Source organism: Cyclobacterium sp. 10D3-21 (genome assembly GCF_055809755.1).
Map to the genome: position 1 here is coordinate 5875245 of NZ_CM147924.1, position 21055 is coordinate 5896299.

Here is a 21055-nt window from a genome sequence, read left to right on the forward strand (position 1 = left end):
TCGGGTCATTTTACTCCTAAACGCTGTACTCTATTGACTATCTTAAAAATCTCATGAATTATTTGCCAGTAAAGTTGATTTTTAATGACTCCACTTTTATTTTTGATTATAGGTGAAAATGGTAATGGTCATATTTGATTCTAAAAATTTAACCTAATAGATTTATTCCAACAGGCTTAACCCGAAAAGACTATAAATCTTCTTCTATAAAGTAATATCACCTTCCAAAAAAATGGCCCGATCCCTTTGATCCCATTGGAAAAATCCGAGTTTTAATTTTTATCTACTACAAAATTGGACAGAAGTGAGTCCCATATATTAGTTATCTAATTCTTGCCTCTAAACTAACCATGTTTTTATAAATTTAAAAGTGTAGACTAAATCATATGTTATTTTTTTGCTTGAATTCAGTCAAGAAGTGAGAATTCATAAACAGTCTATAACATGGCAAATTTCAGGGTTAACCGTAATCCTGTCTAAAAGTTGCGTCTCCATATATTAAAGTTACGAAATATTCAATTAATAAGACGATTGTTACTTTTTTGCTACAGGCCCAAAAAGTAACCAACCTGTCCTGAGACTTCAGGGAAAAGCCCGCCGCTGTGTATCTTTTCGGCTAAAATTTAAGGCCTACCTCACACAGGCAAACTACGGTATTTATGGTTTATTTATTACCATTGATTTCCGGGTATTCAATCCCATAATTAATAGGCTAACCATGCCTGTGTCCTTGCCATCGCTTCTTAAATTTCTTAACGTCGAAAATCTACAAGGCAGAATTAATTTTCTATAAGACCTGAACTCAATGTGGTTAAATAAATACCCCGTCATTCCGAGAAATAACATTTTAAAAACGCAGCAAACAAGCAGGTAGTATTTAATGCAGCACTCCAGGGGAGTGCAATCTTTGTAGCCCCGGGTAAGCCAACGAAGGAGGCGCCACCCCGTTATTAATGAGTTGGCTTTTTTGCCTCTTGATTTTCTAGATTAATTTCATTTCTAACAAAAAACGTTATTTCTTTAATCGATATTGGCCTGCGTACTATTTAGGATTTGTTTTCTCTAGTAGAATACTGAAGGTGAGTATTTTTTATTTCAAGAATGAGTAAATCTTTGTCATCAGTAACCAAATAATCAGCTTTCCCATCAAGCGCCAAGTTTAGCAGAAAATTATCTTTTGGATCACGACAAATATCAATCTTGGATTCTACTTTCACAAGGGCTGCCTATTGATCAAATAAATCTAACAACTTTTCAATATCATTTGTAGAGAAGAATTTTTTGAATTTTGGCCTTCTAACTACCTCTATAAATTCTTCCAATGACTAGTTAGAAAATATTAATATAATTCTTTTATCTTCAAGTAATTAATCAATTTCAGTGAAGTTTAGAGAAATTAAAAAGCTAATCCACAAATTGGTGTCTAGGATTACTCTTTTACTTTTCATATCGTGATTTTCTCACGTTTTCCATCTCTTTGCTTATTTCATCAAGACTTAATTCCTCATTCGAATTAGATCTTAATATTTTTAGAAGATCGGAAAAATCGGATTTCTTATCTTCCTTGATTTTGATCAAATATAAGTCCGCTAAATCCTTCAGTAAATTTTCAGCTTTCGGATTCAATATATCGATTCGGATCGTTTCCATGTCTGATTTTTTATAAAGCAAAGATTTTTTTTCCTCTAATTTTTTATGTGTGCTCCCCTACAAACAGTTAAGACATGTGGAGATTAGAAAGCACTCCCTCTTCCTCATAAAACTATCCGCTCCTTGTTTAAAACGTAACAATTGTGGTGGACTTTTCATTCCTTACTAAACTATCCTGACCGATAAATCGCCATCATTAATAACATTTGTCATAAAGCTTTGAACTGCCATTTACTCTAATTGATTTTTGAAGGGTCTTTCGAAATTCGTTGGTATATTGCTTCCCTGTGGAAAGAAGTGAAAATCAAAAAGCACAAAAGTCGCTAAAAAAGCTGGACTTTCAGAAGCAATAACTTTGCAGTTTGCACGCATAGCTGAATGCTATATTCACTCTGACACCAGGACTTTGAGCACTTGTTAGCCTTAGTATTCGTCAGCGCTAAAGTTTCTAATAAAGTCTCTCATCTGTTGTTCAACTTTTGGGAAGGCTTCAGTTATACTGTCGCAGATTATCTCAATTCCAATATCGTTACAAACTATGTAAGCAAGTAAAACAGAGTGTTCAACCTCTTCTCTTACATATGTCGCATCAAAAACCACCGAGTGTTGATCACCTGAATAATCTGGAAATCCCCCTATTAGTTTATGGACCAGTTGATATGGCTTAGTTCCAATATAATTGACACTGTATTCAACTGCATCAATGCTGTCAGAAATTGATTCATAAAGCACCGCAATTATCGGTTCAACCTTGCAATCAGCGCAACTTAACTCTATCGGTTTATGTTTAAACATCAAGACCCCTTTGTTGCCAGGTTCAGGCGGAACATCCATGACTAAATCCCACTCAATCTCCTTAGGTAGTTCAAAATTGACAGTTGGGATTTCTTTCTTAATAGCCAGGTTACTCTGCCCATAGGTTAAACCAGATATAAAAATAAAGATGAAAGCTAAAATGTTTCTAGTCATATATCCCCTCAAAATAACTAAGTTTTTATGATTTTAAAAGTGTTAATCACACCAGGAAACCGCAATCTTTTCCTAAAATCAATTCCCGTCCAGAAATTAGTATTCATAAATTGGCTTATTAATTCCATGAGTCAAATTGAATTTAACAAATTGCAATGGCTAGGGATCACCTAGCTTGTTTAGCTCCTTTTGTCAATCGGACATGCTGTAAAACTAATATTTGGCTAAAGCCAGTACTCTGGATATAGCCCTAAATACCTCCAGCTAAAGCAGGAGGCTATTGAATAGCCGGATATAATTCCTTTTTCCAAAATTTTAACCAAAAATGATTGGTCTAAAATCATTTCAATAGGAATGGGTTAAAGACCATTCCTAAGACAATAGGAGAAAACCTTGGCCTTAGCCAAAATTATAAGAATATTTTTATGCTTATTTTCTAACATTAGTTGAGTAGATAAGAATAATTTTACTTCAAGTCTATCATCCTCAACTTTAAACTAAATATTCAGAGGGCATTAATATTTTTTTTGTCTTATTGAATTAGTGTCTACTACTGTTAGAGTCCGGTCAAAGGACAATCCGGGTATAGATGTAAGATGTTCAAGTATCTTACTTGGTTCCAAAGGTTCAGAGGGTTGATATCGAATGAAAATTACTCCAGCTTTTGGTTTATAGCCATACTTAAAAATGAGTTCCCCATAATCACTATCGTATGTAATAATAGTACGCTCTTCGGCAATAGCAATATTCATAACTTGGTCATCAGAAATGCTAGGATTGTTGAGACCAATTGCCGTTATGTCAAAACCCTGAGATTTGAGATAAATTACACTTGAAATAGGAATATTTTCATTTGCTAGAAATTTCAAACCTTAGCAAATTACGCGTTCGAATAAAGAAGACCGTCTTTCAGGCATTCTTGAATATAGGAGAATACTGCCTGCAAAGACACTTTTGTTAATCGTGGGTGATTTTCGAGGATTTGTTTCTCAGTCCATCCCTGGGCTAATAAGCCAATAATGTGCTCTACAGAAATTCTTGTTCCTTTAACTGTTGGCTTTCCAAGAAGCACATTCTGATCCGCTGAAATATACGTTCTCCATTCCATATTTAAATATACGTAATATTATCAAATTATGGTTTAGTATCTATGAGACTCACTAACTCCTGTTTATAATAGGCATACTTTAACTTGACGAATGTCAAAAAAAGGAGCGTATTGTGAAGGTGTAATAAAGTAACTAAGCCAACGTAGGTATTCTAAACAATAATATGATCTTTTTAACTTTGAATCAGAGTAAAATCATTGATAAATCCCGGTGCAAAACCGGGTTCGTGTCGCCCAAAAGTGCTTTATTGCCCTTCAATCAGAAATAATCACTCAGCATCTCCTCCCAACTTGTTCTTGATAAAAGATTCGGCATTTTCAAGGTGTGTCTGTTGTTTGTCTTTATCCATTTTATCAAGGGAATAAACCAGCATATTCGTACGATGATTCTTTCGAAAAAAATTCTCGTGTTTCATAACGAACCGCCAAAACATACCGTCCCATATTTCTTCCCATTCTCCACCGGGATAATTGCTCATCTTTCTTAGGTAGTTTGACCCTCCTATATAAGGTTTGGTTGCAAAGGTGCCTCCATCAGCAAAAAGGCACATGCCATACACGTTGGGCACCATCACCCAGTCATAAGCATCAATAAACAGTTCCATAAACCAACGGTAAACGGCGTCGGGATCAAACTCACAAAGGAGCATAAAGTTCCCAAGAATCATAAGCCTTTCAATATGGTGGCAGTAACCGGTCTGAAGCACCTTTTTAATGGTTTGGTCTACAGGCACTATTCCAGTGGTCCCCTCATAAAAAGATTGGGGTATTTTTCTATTGAACTGCCAGAAGTTGCGGGTGCGGGAATACCTACCCTTGCAGAGATACATCCCTCGAATAAATTCACGCCAACCAATAATTTGGCGTATAAATCCCTCTGTAGAGTTGATCGGAATATCCTCTTCTTGCGAAAATAAAAGCGCATGCTTTACAACTTCAGCAGACAAAATCAAGCCGCTGTTCATCAAGGGTGAAAGCAAACTATGGTTGATAAAGGACGGCTCTTTTAATATGGCATCTTCGTATTTCCCGAAATCATGAAAGCGATAAGTCAAAAACTGATCAAACCAGTCCTTGGCTTCCTGGTGATTAATTGGGTATAACCTGTCTTTTGAAACATCACCTGGATTATCGCCGAACCATTTTTTTGTATAGGCACAGGCATCTTCCCATATCTTTGATTTTTCAGGGAAATTAATGGCAGGTGGCATTTTACCTTTGGGGAATTTCTTCCTGTTTTCCGCATCATAAGACCATTGCCCTCCCATGGGGTTTTGCTCTTCATCGATCAGTATCCCAAGTCTTTTGCGTTGCTGCTTGTAAAAGGTGGCCTGCAAAAATGATTTTTTCTCCTTTCTAAAGAAATCGTCCAGCTCTTCCTCATTGTTCAAGAATTGTGGACTAGGAAAAACTTTGACTTCACAGACCGCTGAAAGAGATTGGATTCGTTGCATCAACCAATCATCAACAGGATCTATAAGGCGGATTGTCTCAATCCCTTTATCTTCAATTTCCTGGTGAAACTTTCTAATATCGGACAAGGCATCGTCGGAAGAGATATATTGGACCTTAATTTTAAGGTCTTGAAGGTATTTTTCATAAGCCTTCATGGAGGCCCGATGAAAAGTTATTTTCTGCTTGTGAAATTTATACTGCCGGAAGAAAAGGTGCTCTTCTATCAGGTAAGTCTCATGTCCGCTTTTTATAAGTTCGCTATTTTCAAAAAGCTGATGTGGGAAAACAATATTAATGATTTTCATTGCTTTTATTTCGTTTGCATTTTTCACTGCAGTATTTCACATGCTCCCAATCCCTTATCCATTTCCTGCTCCAGCTAAACGGGCGTTTACAAGTAAGACAAATTTTGCTGGGAAGGTCATTTTTCTTCATTTCATGAGTTCTTCCTTACACTTTTTCCAAAAAGAAAAAAAGGAAGGATAATACCCTGTCACGTTGATGAGCCAATCTCTGGGCTCCTGAATACCTTGATAATGTCTATTGAGCGGATGTTCTTTATAAGTGATTTTCTCAGGGCTTATTTGGGCCAGAAGCGCTTCAAATTCCCCCACAAATAATTTGATACCCGAAATATTTTCAGACAAACCAATCACAAAATCGATGCATTTTTGATGGACAGGGTGTTTTTCAAATTGAGAGGGTTCCAGAAGGAGCACCCGTTGAAAACTTTCCTCCTTATGCCAATCAGGATCTAGATTATAGTAGTTGTAAATAAGGGTGTTTTGGTCCACCAACACAGGAGGATTTTCCATTTTTGGCAAATGAAGGCCCACTTTTAAAGCAATATTGTCCTTCAATACATTGGGGATTTCCATGCTCTCGAAATGCTCGTAGGGAACATCCAGAAAAGTATGCTGCTGCGCACTGTGGAAGAATCTATTGATGTTTTCCTGGTTGGCATAATACTTCTTATTGGAAAAGGCACCTGCCACCCATTGCCAGCTGAGCTGATTGCTCGCAATATCTCCATCCAAAAGATGTGAATACATCCATCTTGCAGGGATCAACCAATGGGAATGTCCCATATTGCAACAAATGGCTGCCACATACATGCGCATGTGATTGTGCATATAGCCGGTTTCATACAATTCTCTGATGGCCTCATCTACCACCTCGATACCGGTGGACGCCTCAACAATAGCCTTTGGCACCTGATAATTTGAAACTGGCTTTTGTGCCTGCTTAAGGTCTGTATGTATCGCATCGCCTTTAGCCAACCATACCTGCTGCCAATAATCTCTCCAGGCAAGTTCCTGAATTAGTTTCTCAGCATCTTCCACTGCCAATGCAAGGCTCTGAATATGTTCATAAACCTGTCTGGTACTGATTACACCCCTGGAAATATAAGGACTCAGGCGGGTAACCGCTCCATCTCCATAATTCCGGGATTGGGCATAGCGTACAGGGTCTATTGCTGTAATCCGCTTTCTTATGGCTTCTATGTCGGTTGGAAAGGCTATCTTTTTGAAATTTTATTGTTGGAAATCACTCTTTGCCTGGAAGATTTAAAACGGTTTATAGCCCCATTTCTCTTGAGAAGATGCTTTCGGCTTGTACCACTGTTCACCCGCTTTCTCCAGTTCCTGAATGAACTGGGTTTTAATTCCCTGCGCATGCAAACAATCACTTCGGCTTCCGAAAGTCCAAATTGAGCTCGTATGGCTTCAAATGGCGTTTTATCTTCCCATGCCATCTCGATAATTCTATCTGTATCAGTTTCTGTCATTTCTTAGGATATAACTGATTCGTGCTTAGGTTGTTTTGGAATTGAAAAGATACTTTTCAGGCAATGTTTGGTGAAAAGATTTGAATTTTATCTCCCAGTCTCCAAACATTTCTCTTTTATCTCAAAAAATTAGATTTGAAGGTTTTTATACGGAAATGGTTCCGTCCTTGTCACGAGCCCCCCATTGTACAGGTCAATTCTTCTAATTTATACCTTATCAATGAATTCCATCAACTTTATTTTGGCTTCTTGTTTTGCTTTGAAATCACCCTCCTCAGTCCCGCCAAATTCATAAGCATACTCTTTTCCATCAATGGTGATCCTTCCGGTTCTAAGTCTCTCCTTATGCTCAGGATTGTTGGAAATTAAATGTCCCGCATTGTCATATTTAATATTCAGAAAGGCATGCTCAAAGGCATGTTCCGCCAATCTTTTTTCTATCAAGTCTGCCATGACTGAGGATGGCCAGACCTTGTCATCCGTTCCAGAAAAAAGCAGGATAGGCCCGTTAATTTTTTCCACCCTGATCATGGCCTTTTGAAGTAACTCTTTTTTCGCCAATCCATCCAACCAATAGCCTTCCATCACAATTTTACTGGTCTTATTTCCCTTGATTTTATCCATAGGCAGATAAGGAATATCAATTCCTTTGTATTTCCAACTGGCTTTTATTTCATTGGAGTTGTAGGGCAAAACAGTATTTGACCAAGACACAGCACTTGGGGCATAAGCCACCACGCCACTAATGTGTTCTGGGAATACTGAGGCAAGCACCAGCGCTAATTCAGCATTTCTTGAAGCACCCATCACCACTATTTTGTTTGGATTAACCTCTGTTTGTGCTTTAAGCCAAGTGAGGACATTTTCAAAATAGGTCAACTCAATTTCTTCCGGCAATTCTGGCAATCCTTCCTTTCCTATATAAGGTAGCGACAATCCAACCAAGCCTTTTTGAGCAAATTGTTGGCCCCAATAATCTCCCCATTGGCCTCCACCTACCAAGATTACTGTGGGGCTATTCTTAATGCTTTCCTTGGCAAAGTAGTTTGCTTGAAAACCATTCCCGTCTACAGCCCTGGATTTAACCCCACTGAAAAGCAACTTGTCAGCAATAAAATATCCACCAAAGAGGAGGAGTAGCATTCCAACAATTAAAATATACTTTTTATTTCTCATGGTTTTTTTCAGGTAGATAAGTAGGTAAAACAGCTTGCCTTTTATTTTCAAAATCAGCAAAGACAAAAAGTTTACTGCCAACTTTATTCACTTTTAAAGGACAGTATTTATTGTGGTGATAATTGGTTTCCTTCACAAAGGTTTGCCTAATTTTTCAACCAGCCAAGTAGCGACGCTCCTAATATCTGTCTAAATATTAACATTTACGGTTCTTCCTTTTTCTAAAATTACCTGAACACAAAAAAATAAATGCCTAAATTTAAAGAATGATGTATTTAAAATCGCCATTGTTTATATCAATGCCATAAAAAGGAAAATGATGCAAAACGGCTTTATATTATTACCAAAATTGAAAAACAACAGTCTATTGTGTCTGACAATTCTGACCTTGGCCTGTACCAATGAAAACCATTTCAAACCTATACCTGTGGAATACCCAATTACCAAAAAATCTGATCACGTTGACTTGTATTGGGGTGAAGAAGTAGCAGACCCTTATCGATGGCTAGAGGATGATTATGCTGAAAACACCAAAGAATGGGTGATCGCCCAAAATAAAGTCACTTTTGATTACCTGGATAAAATCCCTTTTAGAGAGGCCATAAGAGAAAGGCTTGAAAAAGTATGGAATTACGAGAAAGTAGGGGCTCCTTTTTTCTACGGTGACTGGGCTTATTACTTTAAGAATGACGGACTGCAAAATCAGTCTGTGCTGTACAGGTCCCGGGATGAAGGAAATGAAGAAGTCTTTTTGGATCCTAATAAGTTGTCTGAAGATGGCAGCACTTCCTTGTCCAGTATTGCCTTCACCAAAGATGGAAGTTTATTTGCTTATGCTGTTTCTGTCGCAGGATCGGATTGGAGAGATATTTATGTCATGGACACCGATAGCAAGACCTTATTAAAAGATCAAATCAAGGATGCCAAATTCACTGGCATTTCATGGGAAGGAAAAAAAGGCTTTTACTACAGTACCTATGCCCAACCTGACGGATCCAAGCTTTCTGCATTGACCAATGATCACAGGCTTTATTTCCACGAATTGGGTACCACACAAGCTGAAGATGTATTGGTGTTTGGAAATGATGAAACACCTAAAAGGTATGTTTCAGGGACTGTTACAGAGGATGGTCAAGTCCTTGTTATTAGTGCTGCTAACAGCACCACTGGAAACGAATTGTACATCAAAGATTTAAGCAAAGCAGGTAGGACCATCAAGCCCATCGTAGCAAACATGGACAACAACCATGGCGTTTTGGATCATCGGGAAGGATGGCTGTTGGTCCAAACCAACAAGGATGCACCAAACAACCAACTGGTAAAAATTGACCTGAACAATCCCGAACCGGAAAAATGGCAGGTGCTTGTTCCTGAAAAAGAACAAGTCATGCAAGTATCCAAAGGTGGTGGGAAGCTATTTGCTACTTACTTAAAAGACGCCATCAGCGAAATTCGCCAATATGACTATGAAGGCAAGGAAGAAAGCAGAATCGAACTTCCCGGAGCAGGCACTGTTAGTGGTTTCTCCTCCAAAAAAACGCAAGACAGCATTTATTATTCCTTCACTTCCTATGTGCAACCGGGAAGCATTTATCGTTATTCAATAAGAGAAAGGAAGAGTAAACTTTACCGACAACCCCAACTGGATTTTGATCCGGAAGCCTATGAAAGCCATCAGGTTTTTTACACTTCCAAGGATGGCACGAAGGTACCTATGCTCATCACCCATAAAAAAGGCTTGGCCTTGAATGGCAAGAACCCGACAATATTGTACGGATATGGCGGTTTTAACATTAGCCTCACACCTGCTTTCAGCATAGCGAATACCGTATGGTTAGAAAATGGTGGTATTTATGCAGTACCTAATATCAGGGGAGGTGGAGAATATGGCGAAAACTGGCACAAGGCTGGCACTAAGCTTCAAAAGCAAAATGTATTTGATGATTTCATAGCTGCGGGAGAGTATTTAATTCATGAAGGATACACTTCAAGTAACTACTTGGCCATCAAAGGCGGCAGCAATGGTGGGCTACTCGTGGGCGCTACGATGATCCAAAGACCTGATCTTGCTAGAGTGGCTTTGCCTGCTGTGGGAGTTATGGACATGCTAAGGTACCATCAGTTTACTGCAGGGGCAGGATGGGCCTATGATTACGGAACTGCAGAGGAGAGTGAAGAGATGTACCGATACCTTAAAAATTATTCACCTGTTCATGCCTTGAAGCAAGGAACATCCTATCCGGCAACTTTGATCACTACGGCCGACCATGATGACCGTGTGGTTCCTGCTCATTCCTTTAAATTTGCTGCAGCACTTCAGGAAGCCCATAAAGGAGAATTGCCCGTTTTGATCCGAATCGAAACCAATGCAGGACATGGTGCAGGCAAGCCTACTTCGAAGGTGATTGAGGAACAGGCTGATATTTTCGCCTTCACCCTTTATAATATGGGAGTGGATTTTGGAGGAAAAAGTGAGTAGAAGAGGAATGTTTGTAACCTATTTAGGTTTTAAAATAATCATTTGCGATTATTGCCAGGACGGATGATACAAGTTTTCAGAAAACCTGATATGGAATGGTAAAGTACCAATCGCCAGCAGGTATTGGTATTCGTTCATCTCTTTTAAACTCAAGTTCTTTTATTTTTCCATCTATTAGATCAACATATGGTCTTATCGGGAGAGGATAATCCTTCCATTTATAGCCTTTATTTATAGCATCTCTATACTGAATAAACCAATTTCCTCCACCGTCTTTTAATAATAACACTACCCATTCAATATTTACAATATTAGCATGGGTATCCATTTTTAAATGAGTAATAATTTTACCGTTAATTCCTTCAACACGAAGAGTAGGAGGTAATTTTAATCGAGGATAATTATTGAGACCTAGATAATAAGGATCTCCAGTTTGACCATGGGAGGTATAAATGATCATGGTTAGAAAAAAATAGGATTGTAAAACCCCTCATTTAATACGCTTTAGTAAATGTGCAAAATATCGGATCTACCTCCTACTTGTTTTAATGTCACCAGTTTATAACAGACTAGCATTTACAAAAGAGCTTATTTTCGGATGGATACAAGAATATGGATATTTTCCCCGTAAGCTTTGTCAACCTTTCATTCCGAGGTATTCCTTGGCAGACAATACTGGAATCTTCGAATGCTTAAAATCTTTTTGGTTTCTCGTAATGATTATTCTAACTCCATTTTCAATAGCAGAATAATACTGTATTGCATCTTCAAAATCTTTAAATTCCGAATCAAGCGCCAATTCAATCACCTTATCATCTATGGGAACAACTTCAACCAATACCTTGAACTGCCTCAGTACCTTTCTCGCACTTGAAACCTTCAATTGCTGAGAAAGGATATAATAGGTATTGGCAAAAGTAAGTGCTGACACAAATAATTTCACCTTTCCTTTATCACCCAGGGTAAATAGCTCCTGAGCCTCTTTTAAAAAACTTTCCCGTTTCCCTAATAAATCCAAAACCACATTGGTATCTACAAGTATTCTATCCATTAATTATACTTATTGGATAAATAATCAATGTATTTTCTTTTCTCTGCACCTTCTTTCAATTTAACCACACCTGTTAAACTCTCGACCAACGGGCTTACTTCTGCCTTTCCAGCATTTCCCTTTGTAAGTGCATCCAAATAATTTTCAATTAATTTGGACAAGCTAATGTTCTGTTCTTTGGCGTACATCTTCGCACGCTCAATCACACCATTATCAAGTTTTAAGGTCAGTTTTGAATCCATAGCTCTAAATTGTACGTGCAAATTTAAAAATATCATACGTTATACGCAACACTTAACTATGATTTCACTTATACGACGTTGGGTTTTATAGGACCATCAGTTTACTGCAGTAGCAGGAGTACCATCATAAAGGTTTTAAATTATAAGCAATTCTTGCTCTTTATGGAGTTCAGGAACTTCAGTCAGTAATTTTTCTTAAGATAGATTTTTCAAGGCCTCAATAATCTCATCAGGTTCTGAACGTGTTCTAACACCCTATTTACTATATACAGTGTTATGCTCTTTTCATTTCCCATTCACCTCTTGTTCTAGGATAAATTACTAGTCACCCATTTACAAAGCCAATACCTCTTTTGAATTTCCAGGTTCCTTTAATTAAATTCGATTCTGAATCCATTATTCCAGAATAGTAAATCGGTCTATGTGGCTTCTTTTCCTCAACTCTAGTTCCATCTCTAAAAACAGACGTTTTAACTGGCATTTTTTTGACGAATTTAACCTTATTATCTTTAATTTTTCCCGAGATAATTCCTATGCCTGAAGTTCCTCCCGTCTCTATATTGTCAGAAACCTTTCCTGATATTTTAGAATTAACGAAACTTTCAATGATTATTTCGAATTCAGTTTTTCTGTCTTTCAAGGAATCTGGTACATTTCCTGAGAACCAATATTTTCCAATCCATTTTCCTTTCATAATCTTCTATTGGGCAGTAGAGTAGCGCCTGATAGCCTACTTTATAAATACTTATAAAGATAATAAGAAGAAGCAAACTACCAGCCCATTTCATCAATCCGTATCAGGCATACTCGCCAGTGCTTTTAAGGCCACACATAAAGTCAATATCAACAGGCAGATCGGTCAGGTCGTAATAGAAGTAGGGGAAAAACCTGCTTTCCACTCAGAGTTGCCCTTCTTGCAAAACCGGGAAACTGCATACAGTGGTCTATTCGACCAGCGGGGGCCACCAGCCAACTAGTTTCACCAAATCAAGAAGCAAATTAAAAAGCTTCAATTAGCTTAAGGGGCAACATGCTCCGGAATATCCATCCGACCTTACCGGCCTCCATAACCAGTTCCCCGAAAATCGGGACAAGAGCTGTTCGTTGGAACCAGGGTTTACAGTCACGCTTTTAACATAACCTGAGGCTTCAGGCCTTTACTCCATGCTTTACAGCAAACAACTTCCGAAGAGCGGGACAGGCATTGAGAATTGCTAATGTTTCAGGCCATTAATTCCCGCACATAAGGGATACCGGTAAAACTCGGCACAGGTTACCAATATGCTTCGGCACAGGTTTTTACCCGCTGGAATAATTTTGTATCTTCGATACCAGATGCCCATGTATAGCACACACAGCATTCAGACTAGGCTATTCCAGCCGTCAGAAGGCTTAGTTGTTGGAGGTAGTTTTCTTATTTTTTATTTTTTTCCAAGCCAATACTTTAACTCCCTTTGAATAATGAATTCTATTTGGATTTTTGTTTATTAATTTTTCAAATCTCGGATAGTTCAATTCCAATTGATGCAAGTTCATTTCATTAATTGGCCATTCCAAATGATGGATTTCAAATTCATTTATCGATTCGTCCGTCTCTTGGAAAAGTGCATATCTTTCCGTTAACCATTTGTCCAATTCCGTTTTTTCGGTCAGTTCCTTTCCAACAGTAAATTCAAGGTTGAGTTTGTCATTAAATTCAGAATTTTGGGATTGATAATTTTGGTCAGTCCTTTTAATTTTTGAAAACCTATATGGAAGTTCTGAAATTCCTCTTGCAACTTTACACGATAAACTTTTTCCACCTTCAATGCTCAAAAAGTAAACTCCAGTTTTGTTATTTGACTTAACGTATGTCCGAATATTAATTTCATCAAAATCCGAAACCGGTGGAAAAGCAGGTAAGTTTTTCGGTCTTATCTTTTCCATAGTAAAAGCAACAACCGAAATCCAGGATTTTCCGTCAAAAAGGTCAATTTCCAATTCTTTAGGAACGAATTTTTTCAATTCAGACAAGTCAACTTGATAATGAAGAAATATTGCATTATTCCACTCTTGATAAAATTTCCAATTTTCAGATGGAATTTTCCAAGGTCTGTGTTCGGTCGTATTTAATATCTCTCGGATTGTCATTTCTCAAATTGGCTAGTAGAGTAGAGCCTGATAGCCTACCCTATTTAATTACCTATAAAGATAAGAATAAGCAATAAAGAATCAGCAACCCTTCATCAAACCGTACCCCGAAAATACGGGGCAGGCAGTGAAGTTTTCCCTCATACGGCTTACCGATAGCCTTCTTTAAACCATAGCAGTAAATTAGGGGAAAGCACATTCCTGAGAAAGTTTTCATCGCATAACTTGTCCCGAGATTCGGGATTCTTCCTGCTGGCTTTTTTAGAATACGCCATTATGTTTTCTTGGCATCCAGAAACAAGAACAAAGAGCTAAATCTGGCAAAAAAAGACCTCCACCAACCCAAATGGCAAAAAGTTAAATACTCTTGGGTACAGATTGCGAAGGAAAAGCTCAATTACAATCCTGAAAGATGCCACTGCTGTGGAAATGAAACGCTTATTACAACCAAGCTAATCGCCCCAGAGCGAGGACCACCCTTACCACAACTCCTAAATGAAAAACCTCGCCAATAATCACACTCTATCAAAAAGGCTTCACTGGAAGCCCTGGAAAACCTATATCTTAGGTTTTTTAAGACCTCAAAAATCAATGAAGCGAGGACTTAAAAATACTACTAAACAATCAATTCGTATACTTTTTAACAATTTTACTGCCACGTAATTCCCTGAATTACCCACCAACACCAATCCAATCCCCATAGAATAATGCTACCGGAGCTTGAGTCCAATCCCGGACGATCGGGACTACAATGAACCGAAGCCTTACTTCGCATCATTGTAGCTTAATTGTTGTAGCTCGTTTTCATTCTTTTATTTTAGTTTCTCCTGCCCAAAAGCAAGCAATGTCATAGTCGTTGTAAGGGTCTTTCCCCGATCTATTGACACACCATTGCCAATCTACAATATCAGTACTTGTCAGAATCTTCATTGTTGATCCATTTTCAAAGTCGATTTGAAGATTTTTTAATTCATCCAAACTAATCTTGATTATTGGTTTCCTCAGATTGGCAGCCATAATGGTCGATTTTGAGATATCTTCTTTATCCACACTGAATTTGAATTCTCTATATTTCTCTTTCAGAAATAAGGTAATTAAGTTCTCTTCTTCAAATTCAATTGTATGTGCAATCAGATAGAAATCGCCAATGTACATATCCCACGTATCTCCGACACTGAATCGCGATATAAATTCTCCCAATAGTTTTTCATTTAATATGTCTTGGTCAGTTTTCATTTTAATGAGCTACAACGTACGAATAAAGTGCATAGTGCACTTTATTCACTATACAACTGTAGGCCAATCTAACTAAGTTTTCATTACTTTAAAAGCACTCTTTGTGTGAACAGAGAATTATATTTATATTTTATGGAATTGCATGCTAAAGGGACAAAGCATTTTTAGAACATGGGATTTTTTCACAAAAAAAGGCCACTGTAACAGTGGCCTTTTATATATAGTATAAAATGATTTTTACTATTTGTTATGCGGCATTTCTTGCAGCATTAATGATTCCAAACATGGTTCTTAAAATCAGATTTTGTAAAGCCCTGTCTTCTTTTCCAGTTTCTAACATGGTCTGAATGGCATATTGCTGGATGGTGATCAAAGGTAAAACAATTCTCTCCCTTATGGCAATGGATTCTTTACTTACTGGACTGTCCTCTAGTAAAGTGCCCATACCTGCTACGGTAAGAATTTTATCATATGACCTTTGGTATTCACCATACATCAGCTCCCAAAAACCTCCATATACAGGATCCTCTTTAAGATAGGCTGTTGCAGGGTAAAAGGCCTTGGCAAGAGATTGCATAGAATTACCCAAAAGTGAGCGGAAAAACAAAGAATCTTTGTATAACTGCTGCACTTCTCCTAGTCTGCCTTGCTTTTCCAACTCTTCGATGGCTTTGCCTACCCCAAAGAAACCAGGGATGTTTTGCTTCATTTGAGCCCAAGCACCTACAAAAGGTATGGCTCTCAAGTCTTCAAATTTCATGCTACCCCCTTTACTTCTTTTCACTGGTCTGGAACCAATATTGGTCATTCCAAAGAATTTCAATGGCGTAACTTTTTCCAGGTAGGGAACAAACTGTGGATGATTTTTGAGTTCCTTGTAAGCCTTATAACTTATATCTGCCATCTCATCAATGAGTGACTTTTGTTTCTCAGTCAGACTGTTTTCACTTGAGGGATACAAATGACTTTCCATTCCAGCACTTAGCAATTGTTCCAAATTGTAGGAGCAACTTACCGGCTTGCCATAATTGGCACTAATGGTCTGTCCCTGAATGGTGATTTGAATCTCACGGTTTTCCACATTTGGACCGAGTGAAGCATAAAAATTATGGGTATTCCCACCACCTCTGGCAGGAGGTCCACCTCTGCCGTCAAAGAAGACAACATCTATTCCATCCTGTCTGGCTACTTTCGTCAGTTCCTCTTTGGCTCTAAGAATAGACCAGTTGGCTCTGATATAACCTCCATCTTTGGTTCCGTCAGAAAAGCCTAGCATAATGGATTGCTTGTCGCCTCGCTTGCGCAGGTGTTCTCTGTAAATTTTATTGTTATAAAGCGCCTCCATGACGCCATGGGCAGCTGCCAAGTCATCAATGGTCTCAAACAATGGTACAATATCCAGTAAAAGATCACCACCATTTGATAGCAATAATTTATTTAACTGAAAAACCTCCAAAACATGCAGTAAAGACTGGTTATTGGAAATAATGTACCTGTGGCAACCCATCGGTCCATTGTTTTTCTGAATATAAGCTATCGATGAGATGCTCTCAAGCATTTCTCTATGGAAAGGATCTTCCATAGAACTGGTTTCTGGCAATTGCTCTACAGAAAGGATTTTTTGGATTTTTGCATTCTCATCCCCTTTATGGTAAGCCTCTAATGCAGCTTCACCATCATTTTTAGTGATAAGTGCATCCCAAAGATCATCGTGTTTCCTGCTGTCCTGCCTTACATCCATACTGGCAAAATGAAAGCCAAAAACCCTCACTTTTAGTATGAACTCATCCAACAACTCCAGGGACAAGCCACCATGTTCTTCTATTATGCCTTTTCTTGCGGCATACAAAACTTCAAGTAATTCATCTTTAGATTTAAAGACTTCACCACTTTCTTCACCTCTAAACAAGGTGTTGTAAATCCCCTTCTCAGCTTTGATCAGATAACTTTCCACATTATGGAAAGTTAATCTACGTCTAACTTTTCGGATATCTCTGTAGTAACATTTCAGGATACTGTTTTGAAGCTTGTCTGCTACCTTTTTGGTTATTTCATGGGTAACAAAAGGATTTCCATCCCTGTCGCCACCTGGCCAAAATCCTACTTTCAGCAAGTTGGGGTTTTCCCAATCATGAAGCGGTAAATTCAACTGGTTAAGGATACGGATCATGATATCCGATATACTCGGATAGAACACATATTCCAAAAACCAGGTTAAGCTTACAGCCTCTTCATAAGGAGAAGGTTTCTCTTTATTTATAAAAGCTGTTTTACCAAGTTGGCGAAGTAAAAGATCAACATCACCCAAGTCATTTTTCCTTATGGCTTGTTCAAGGTCCGTAATAATGGCCAGTACATTGCCCGGATAAAATTGTGTAGGGTGTGCCGTTAAAGTCAAGCGGACAGAAAAGGTTTTTAGCTTTTCTATAAGCTCTTCTTTTTTATGATCGTTTTCTGCTCTGGCAATCAATGCCGTCATGGTACCTTTACCTTTGATGTCATTGAATTTTTCGAAAGAAGCATCTTCTATCGAATCAAACAAAACCACCTGGCGTTCTATATATTGGACCATTTTAAAAAGCAGGTCATGCCTTTCTTCTTCAGATTTATCCGTCATAAGTTCCTCAAAGAATTGACGGATAATTTCCTTAGGCGTTTTATTTTTTTGAAACCCACTTTGGCATGCCTCAGATAAGATCGGCAAAAGTGTGCCTGTTCTGTATATTTGGTCAAAGGGCAGGTCTAAAAACAGACTGTTATAAATCGTGAAACGCTTTGCGACTTCAGTCTCGTAGATGTTTGCCATGGTTGAAAATGTTAAATTTATTCTTTGCAATATCTCAAAAATGCACATTTTTTTGCTTTTATACATCAAAACGCTGGTATAATTTCTCTACTAATTGTCTCATTTAATATATTTTGCTTACAATCAGTACCTTATTAAGGTTTACAACTAACCATTGATGGAAACGATAATATAAGACCCTTCAAATCACATTATTTTTCGTATTTTGGGCTTTCGTTAAACAAACTCGTTAAATAATCGCTGATGTTGATTGCCATAATTTCGGGATTTATTTTTGCTTTAGTAATCCCACTGATCATGGGTTGGTTGAAGCCTAAATCTACCATTTGGGTTGCTATCCTGCCACTTTCAATTTTTGGGTTTTTCCTTTCAAAACTGCCCTTAATTTTAGCAGGAGAAACTTTAAAGATTAGTTATCAATGGGTTCCGTCCATAGGTGTAAACCTGGATTTAAACCTCGATGGTTTATCTTACCTCTTTGTTTTACTGATCAGTGGAATAGGTACCCTTGTTTTTATTTATACCTCAGCCTATCTCAAAGGACACCATTACCTTGATAGGTTCTATGGCTATCTTTCCATGTTTATGGCCTCCATGCTTGGATTGGTATTGTCTGACAATATATATACCCTCTTTATATTCTGGGAACTTACCAGTATCAGTTCCTTCTTTTTGATCGGTTTCAATAATGACAATCCTGCTTCAAGAAAATCAGCCATTACTGCTTTGGCCGTGACTGGATTTGGAGGGCTATTTTTGATGGCGGCAATGGTCGGCTTGGGTCAAATAACGGGCGTATATCAAATATCTGCCCTTGCCCCTCTGGCTGAATCCATTCAATCAAACAGCCTTTATGGATTGGTATTGTTCTTTTTATTTATTGCAGCATTTACAAAATCCGCCCAATTCCCATTTCATTTCTGGTTGCCCGGTGCTATGAAAGCCCCAACCCCTGTATCCACTTACCTCCATTCAGCAACAATGGTAAAAGCAGGGATCTATTTACTCGCCAGGTTTACGCCAATATTGGGAAATCATGAATGGTGGAACAGCACCCTCATCATTGTCGGTGCCATAACCATGACTTATGCAGCGATTCACTCCTTATTTAGGCTAGACCTCAAGGGAATCCTGGCCTATTCTACCATTTCAGCCCTTGGCATATTGGTATTTTTAATTGGTCTTGGCACGAAAGAGGCTTTACTCGCTGCTTCCGTCTTCATTTTAGTTCACGCCTTATATAAGGCGACGCTTTTTCTCGTAACTGGCATTATTGACCATGAAACAGGTACCAGAGATATTCGACAACTTGGAGGTTTAAACAAAGTCATGCTTCCTGTGGGGATTGCTGCCATGCTTGCAGCCGTATCAAATGCAGGAATTCCTCCCTCTTTCGGTTTTCTTGGAAAAGATTTGATTTATGAGGCTACTCTTGGAATGGGGGACATTGCATGGCTGCTCACCGGATTGGCCATCTTTACCAATGCTGCCTTATTATTTGCAGGTTTTTTGGCCGGTATAAAACCATTTGTTGGCAAGTTGCCGGAAAAATTCGAGAAAATTCACCTTCCAAGTCCTGCCATGTACGTCCCTCCTTTGTTACTTGGTGTATTGGGGATAGTCTTTGGCCTAGCACCTGGATTAATTGAAGGAAGTATCATAAAACCTGCAGTTCAGGCAGTCACCGGAATAGCACCGGATTTTCACCTGAAACTTTGGCATGGCTTTAACCTGATCATATTATTGAGTGCTATCACTATTGGTTCGGGCACCGTTTTATATTTCCTTTTAAAGCCTTCAGCAGGGTTGCTTTCTAAGGTAGAAAGGTTTGAAAAAGTCTCCCCTCAATCAATTATTTTTGCTATTTCAAATGGCTTTGCTTCGTTAAGCAGACATTGGACCAGGTTTTTTCAAAACGGCTACTTAAGGTACTACTTGATCACCATCCTTTCTTTTTTATGCATTTTACTGGGCTATCGCTTCTTCACTGGGGTAGAGTTGTATGTCGACACCGCTAAACTCACAGAGGTATCCTTTTATGAGGCAATTGTAATCCTTATAATGGCCTCAGCAATTTTCTTTACCGTCTTCTCTAAATCCAGGCTTACTGCGGTGGCTTCTTTAGGTGTCGTTGGCTATTCCTTTTGCATGATATTTTTATTCTATTCTGCGCCGGATCTGGCCATGACTCAGTTTTCGATAGATACCTTGACAGTAATTTTATTTGTTTTGGTTTTGTATAACCTTCCCAGGTACCTTGTTCTTCCTGACAACAATGATAAAATCAGGGATGGATTGTTGGCGCTTGTATTTGGTGCACTTATCAGTGTATTGACGCTAGAAGTGATGAACGAATCCGTAACCAAGGAGATCAGTGAATACTATGCGAAGAACGCCTATATTCTTGGAAAAGGTAAAAATGTGGTCAATGTAATCCTTGTTGATTTTAGAGGCTTTGATACCATGGTAGAAATCACCGTTTTGGCCATTGCAGCCATTGGCGTATTTGGCCTTTTAAAACTCCATCTTAAAAGTACTGAAAAAGAATAATTATGAAAACCATCATATTCAAGACTGCCTCGGTATACTTGCTTCCTTTATTATTGCTCTTTTCCATCTTTATATTATTGCGTGGACATTATTTACCAGGCGGTGGCTTTGTCGGTGGGTTGATGGCATCTATTGCTTTCGTGATCCATTCATTTGCCAATGGAATAGAAAAAACTAAAAACATCATGTCCATTCACCCTGGTTTCTTAATGCCAGTAGGGTTACTCCTGGCCCTGGCCTCTGGTGCCCTGCCCCTGTTTTTTGGGGAGCCATTTATGACTGGTCTATGGTTGGAGAATGCTGTCCCAGTGATCGGATCAGTTGGTACTGCCTTGTTCTTTGATGCAGGCGTTTACCTGGTAGTTATTGGTGTCACCCTCACCATTATTTTCACCATATCAGAAGGTTTATAAT

The 21055-nt window shown here is 38.4% G+C and carries 20 protein-coding genes and 1 pseudogene; 4 read left to right on the forward strand and 17 right to left on the reverse strand.

The genetic code is table 11. The annotated features are described in order from the left end of the window. Nucleotides 1-1046 precede the first annotated feature (1046 nt). The 10 genes from AC0L7T_RS22660 to AC0L7T_RS22705 form a co-directional block, all read right to left on the reverse strand. Nucleotides 1047-1217, reverse strand: a complete 171-nt coding sequence (locus AC0L7T_RS22660; RefSeq protein WP_473338625.1) for a putative toxin-antitoxin system toxin component, PIN family — start codon at nucleotides 1215-1217, stop codon at nucleotides 1047-1049. Between the two features lie 220 nt (nucleotides 1218-1437). Next, the gene (locus AC0L7T_RS22665) at nucleotides 1438-1650 is read right to left on the reverse strand and encodes a hypothetical protein (RefSeq protein WP_473338626.1); all 213 of its coding nucleotides are present in this window, start codon (nucleotides 1648-1650) and stop codon (nucleotides 1438-1440) included. Nucleotides 1651-2073: 423 nt separating this feature from the next. After that, entirely contained in the window at nucleotides 2074-2619 is a 546-nt protein-coding gene (locus AC0L7T_RS22670; protein ID WP_473338627.1) for a hypothetical protein, read from the reverse strand. Nucleotides 2620-3134: 515 nt separating this feature from the next. Then, nucleotides 3135-3488 carry a DUF5615 family PIN-like protein gene (locus tag AC0L7T_RS22675; RefSeq protein ID WP_473338628.1) on the reverse strand — a complete coding sequence of 118 codons (354 nt, stop codon included), beginning with the start codon at nucleotides 3486-3488 and terminating at the stop codon, nucleotides 3135-3137. Nucleotides 3489-3499: 11 nt separating this feature from the next. Then, the gene (locus AC0L7T_RS22680) at nucleotides 3500-3727 is read right to left on the reverse strand and encodes a DUF433 domain-containing protein (RefSeq protein WP_473338629.1); all 228 of its coding nucleotides are present in this window, start codon (nucleotides 3725-3727) and stop codon (nucleotides 3500-3502) included. Nucleotides 3728-3996: 269 nt separating this feature from the next. Continuing rightward, the gene (locus tag AC0L7T_RS22685) at nucleotides 3997-5487 is read right to left on the reverse strand and encodes a cryptochrome/photolyase family protein (protein ID WP_473338630.1); all 1491 of its coding nucleotides are present in this window, start codon (nucleotides 5485-5487) and stop codon (nucleotides 3997-3999) included. After that, nucleotides 5474-5617 carry a DUF2256 domain-containing protein gene (locus AC0L7T_RS22690; RefSeq protein ID WP_473338631.1) on the reverse strand — a complete coding sequence of 48 codons (144 nt, stop codon included), beginning with the start codon at nucleotides 5615-5617 and terminating at the stop codon, nucleotides 5474-5476. Before AC0L7T_RS22690 ends, AC0L7T_RS22685 begins: the two co-directional genes overlap by 14 nt. Beyond that, a complete protein-coding gene (locus tag AC0L7T_RS22695; protein WP_473343395.1) occupies nucleotides 5614-6525 on the reverse strand; it encodes an FAD-binding domain-containing protein in 912 nt (303 codons plus the stop codon). Before AC0L7T_RS22695 ends, AC0L7T_RS22690 begins: the two co-directional genes overlap by 4 nt. Nucleotides 6526-6701: 176 nt before the next feature. Beyond that, nucleotides 6702-6971, reverse strand: a complete 270-nt coding sequence (locus AC0L7T_RS22700; RefSeq protein ID WP_473338633.1) for a TIGR03643 family protein — start codon at nucleotides 6969-6971, stop codon at nucleotides 6702-6704. 207 nt (nucleotides 6972-7178) lie between these two features. After that, nucleotides 7179-8228 (reverse strand): acyl-CoA thioester hydrolase/BAAT C-terminal domain-containing protein, encoded by a 1050-nt coding sequence (locus AC0L7T_RS22705; RefSeq protein WP_473338634.1) that lies wholly within the window; start codon nucleotides 8226-8228, stop codon nucleotides 7179-7181. Between the two features lie 235 nt (nucleotides 8229-8463). Between AC0L7T_RS22705 and AC0L7T_RS22710 the strand changes: the two genes are divergently transcribed. Further along, nucleotides 8464-10626: a prolyl oligopeptidase family serine peptidase gene (locus AC0L7T_RS22710; protein ID WP_473338635.1), complete on the forward strand. Its 2163-nt coding sequence runs from the start codon at nucleotides 8464-8466 to the stop codon at nucleotides 10624-10626. Nucleotides 10627-10702: 76 nt separating this feature from the next. On the opposite strand, the gene AC0L7T_RS22715 is transcribed toward AC0L7T_RS22710, so the two are convergent. The 4 genes from AC0L7T_RS22715 to AC0L7T_RS22730 form a co-directional block, all read right to left on the reverse strand. Continuing rightward, complete coding sequence (locus AC0L7T_RS22715; RefSeq protein ID WP_473338637.1) at nucleotides 10703-11086, reverse strand: hypothetical protein; 384 nt, start codon at nucleotides 11084-11086, stop codon at nucleotides 10703-10705. A gap of 177 nt (nucleotides 11087-11263) precedes the next feature. Beyond that, nucleotides 11264-11677 (reverse strand): type II toxin-antitoxin system VapC family toxin, encoded by a 414-nt coding sequence (locus AC0L7T_RS22720; protein WP_020891419.1) that lies wholly within the window; start codon nucleotides 11675-11677, stop codon nucleotides 11264-11266. Continuing rightward, a complete protein-coding gene (locus AC0L7T_RS22725) occupies nucleotides 11677-11919 on the reverse strand; it encodes a DUF6364 family protein (protein WP_242067829.1) in 243 nt (80 codons plus the stop codon). Before AC0L7T_RS22725 ends, AC0L7T_RS22720 begins: the two co-directional genes overlap by 1 nt. A 325-nt stretch (nucleotides 11920-12244) precedes the next feature. Beyond that, complete coding sequence (locus tag AC0L7T_RS22730) at nucleotides 12245-12613, reverse strand: hypothetical protein (protein ID WP_473338638.1); 369 nt, start codon at nucleotides 12611-12613, stop codon at nucleotides 12245-12247. Between the two features lie 106 nt (nucleotides 12614-12719). Here AC0L7T_RS22730 and AC0L7T_RS22735 point away from each other — a divergent pair. Beyond that, nucleotides 12720-12896, forward strand: a pseudogene (locus AC0L7T_RS22735) (IS91 family transposase); the annotation flags it as partial. A 415-nt stretch (nucleotides 12897-13311) separates the two neighbouring features. Here AC0L7T_RS22735 and AC0L7T_RS22740 read toward each other — a convergent pair. The 3 genes from AC0L7T_RS22740 to AC0L7T_RS22750 all read right to left on the reverse strand — a co-directional run bounded on the left by AC0L7T_RS22740 (nucleotide 13312) and on the right by AC0L7T_RS22750 (nucleotide 18091). Then, a complete protein-coding gene (locus AC0L7T_RS22740) occupies nucleotides 13312-14049 on the reverse strand; it encodes a YqjF family protein (RefSeq protein WP_473338639.1) in 738 nt (245 codons plus the stop codon). A gap of 804 nt (nucleotides 14050-14853) precedes the next feature. Continuing rightward, nucleotides 14854-15285, reverse strand: coding sequence for a hypothetical protein (locus AC0L7T_RS22745; RefSeq protein ID WP_473338640.1), 432 nt, complete (start codon nucleotides 15283-15285; stop codon nucleotides 14854-14856). Nucleotides 15286-15532: 247 nt separating this feature from the next. Further along, nucleotides 15533-18091 (reverse strand): phosphoenolpyruvate carboxylase, encoded by a 2559-nt coding sequence (locus AC0L7T_RS22750; RefSeq protein WP_473338641.1) that lies wholly within the window; start codon nucleotides 18089-18091, stop codon nucleotides 15533-15535. A 243-nt stretch (nucleotides 18092-18334) separates the two neighbouring features. Here AC0L7T_RS22750 and AC0L7T_RS22755 point away from each other — a divergent pair, with 243 nt between their 5' ends. Next, nucleotides 18335-20641, forward strand: coding sequence for a putative monovalent cation/H+ antiporter subunit A (locus tag AC0L7T_RS22755; protein WP_473338643.1), 2307 nt, complete (start codon nucleotides 18335-18337; stop codon nucleotides 20639-20641). Nucleotides 20642-20643: 2 nt separating this feature from the next. Next, complete coding sequence (locus AC0L7T_RS22760; RefSeq protein WP_473338644.1) at nucleotides 20644-21054, forward strand: Na+/H+ antiporter subunit B; 411 nt, start codon at nucleotides 20644-20646, stop codon at nucleotides 21052-21054. Nucleotide 21055: the final 1 nt, after the last annotated feature.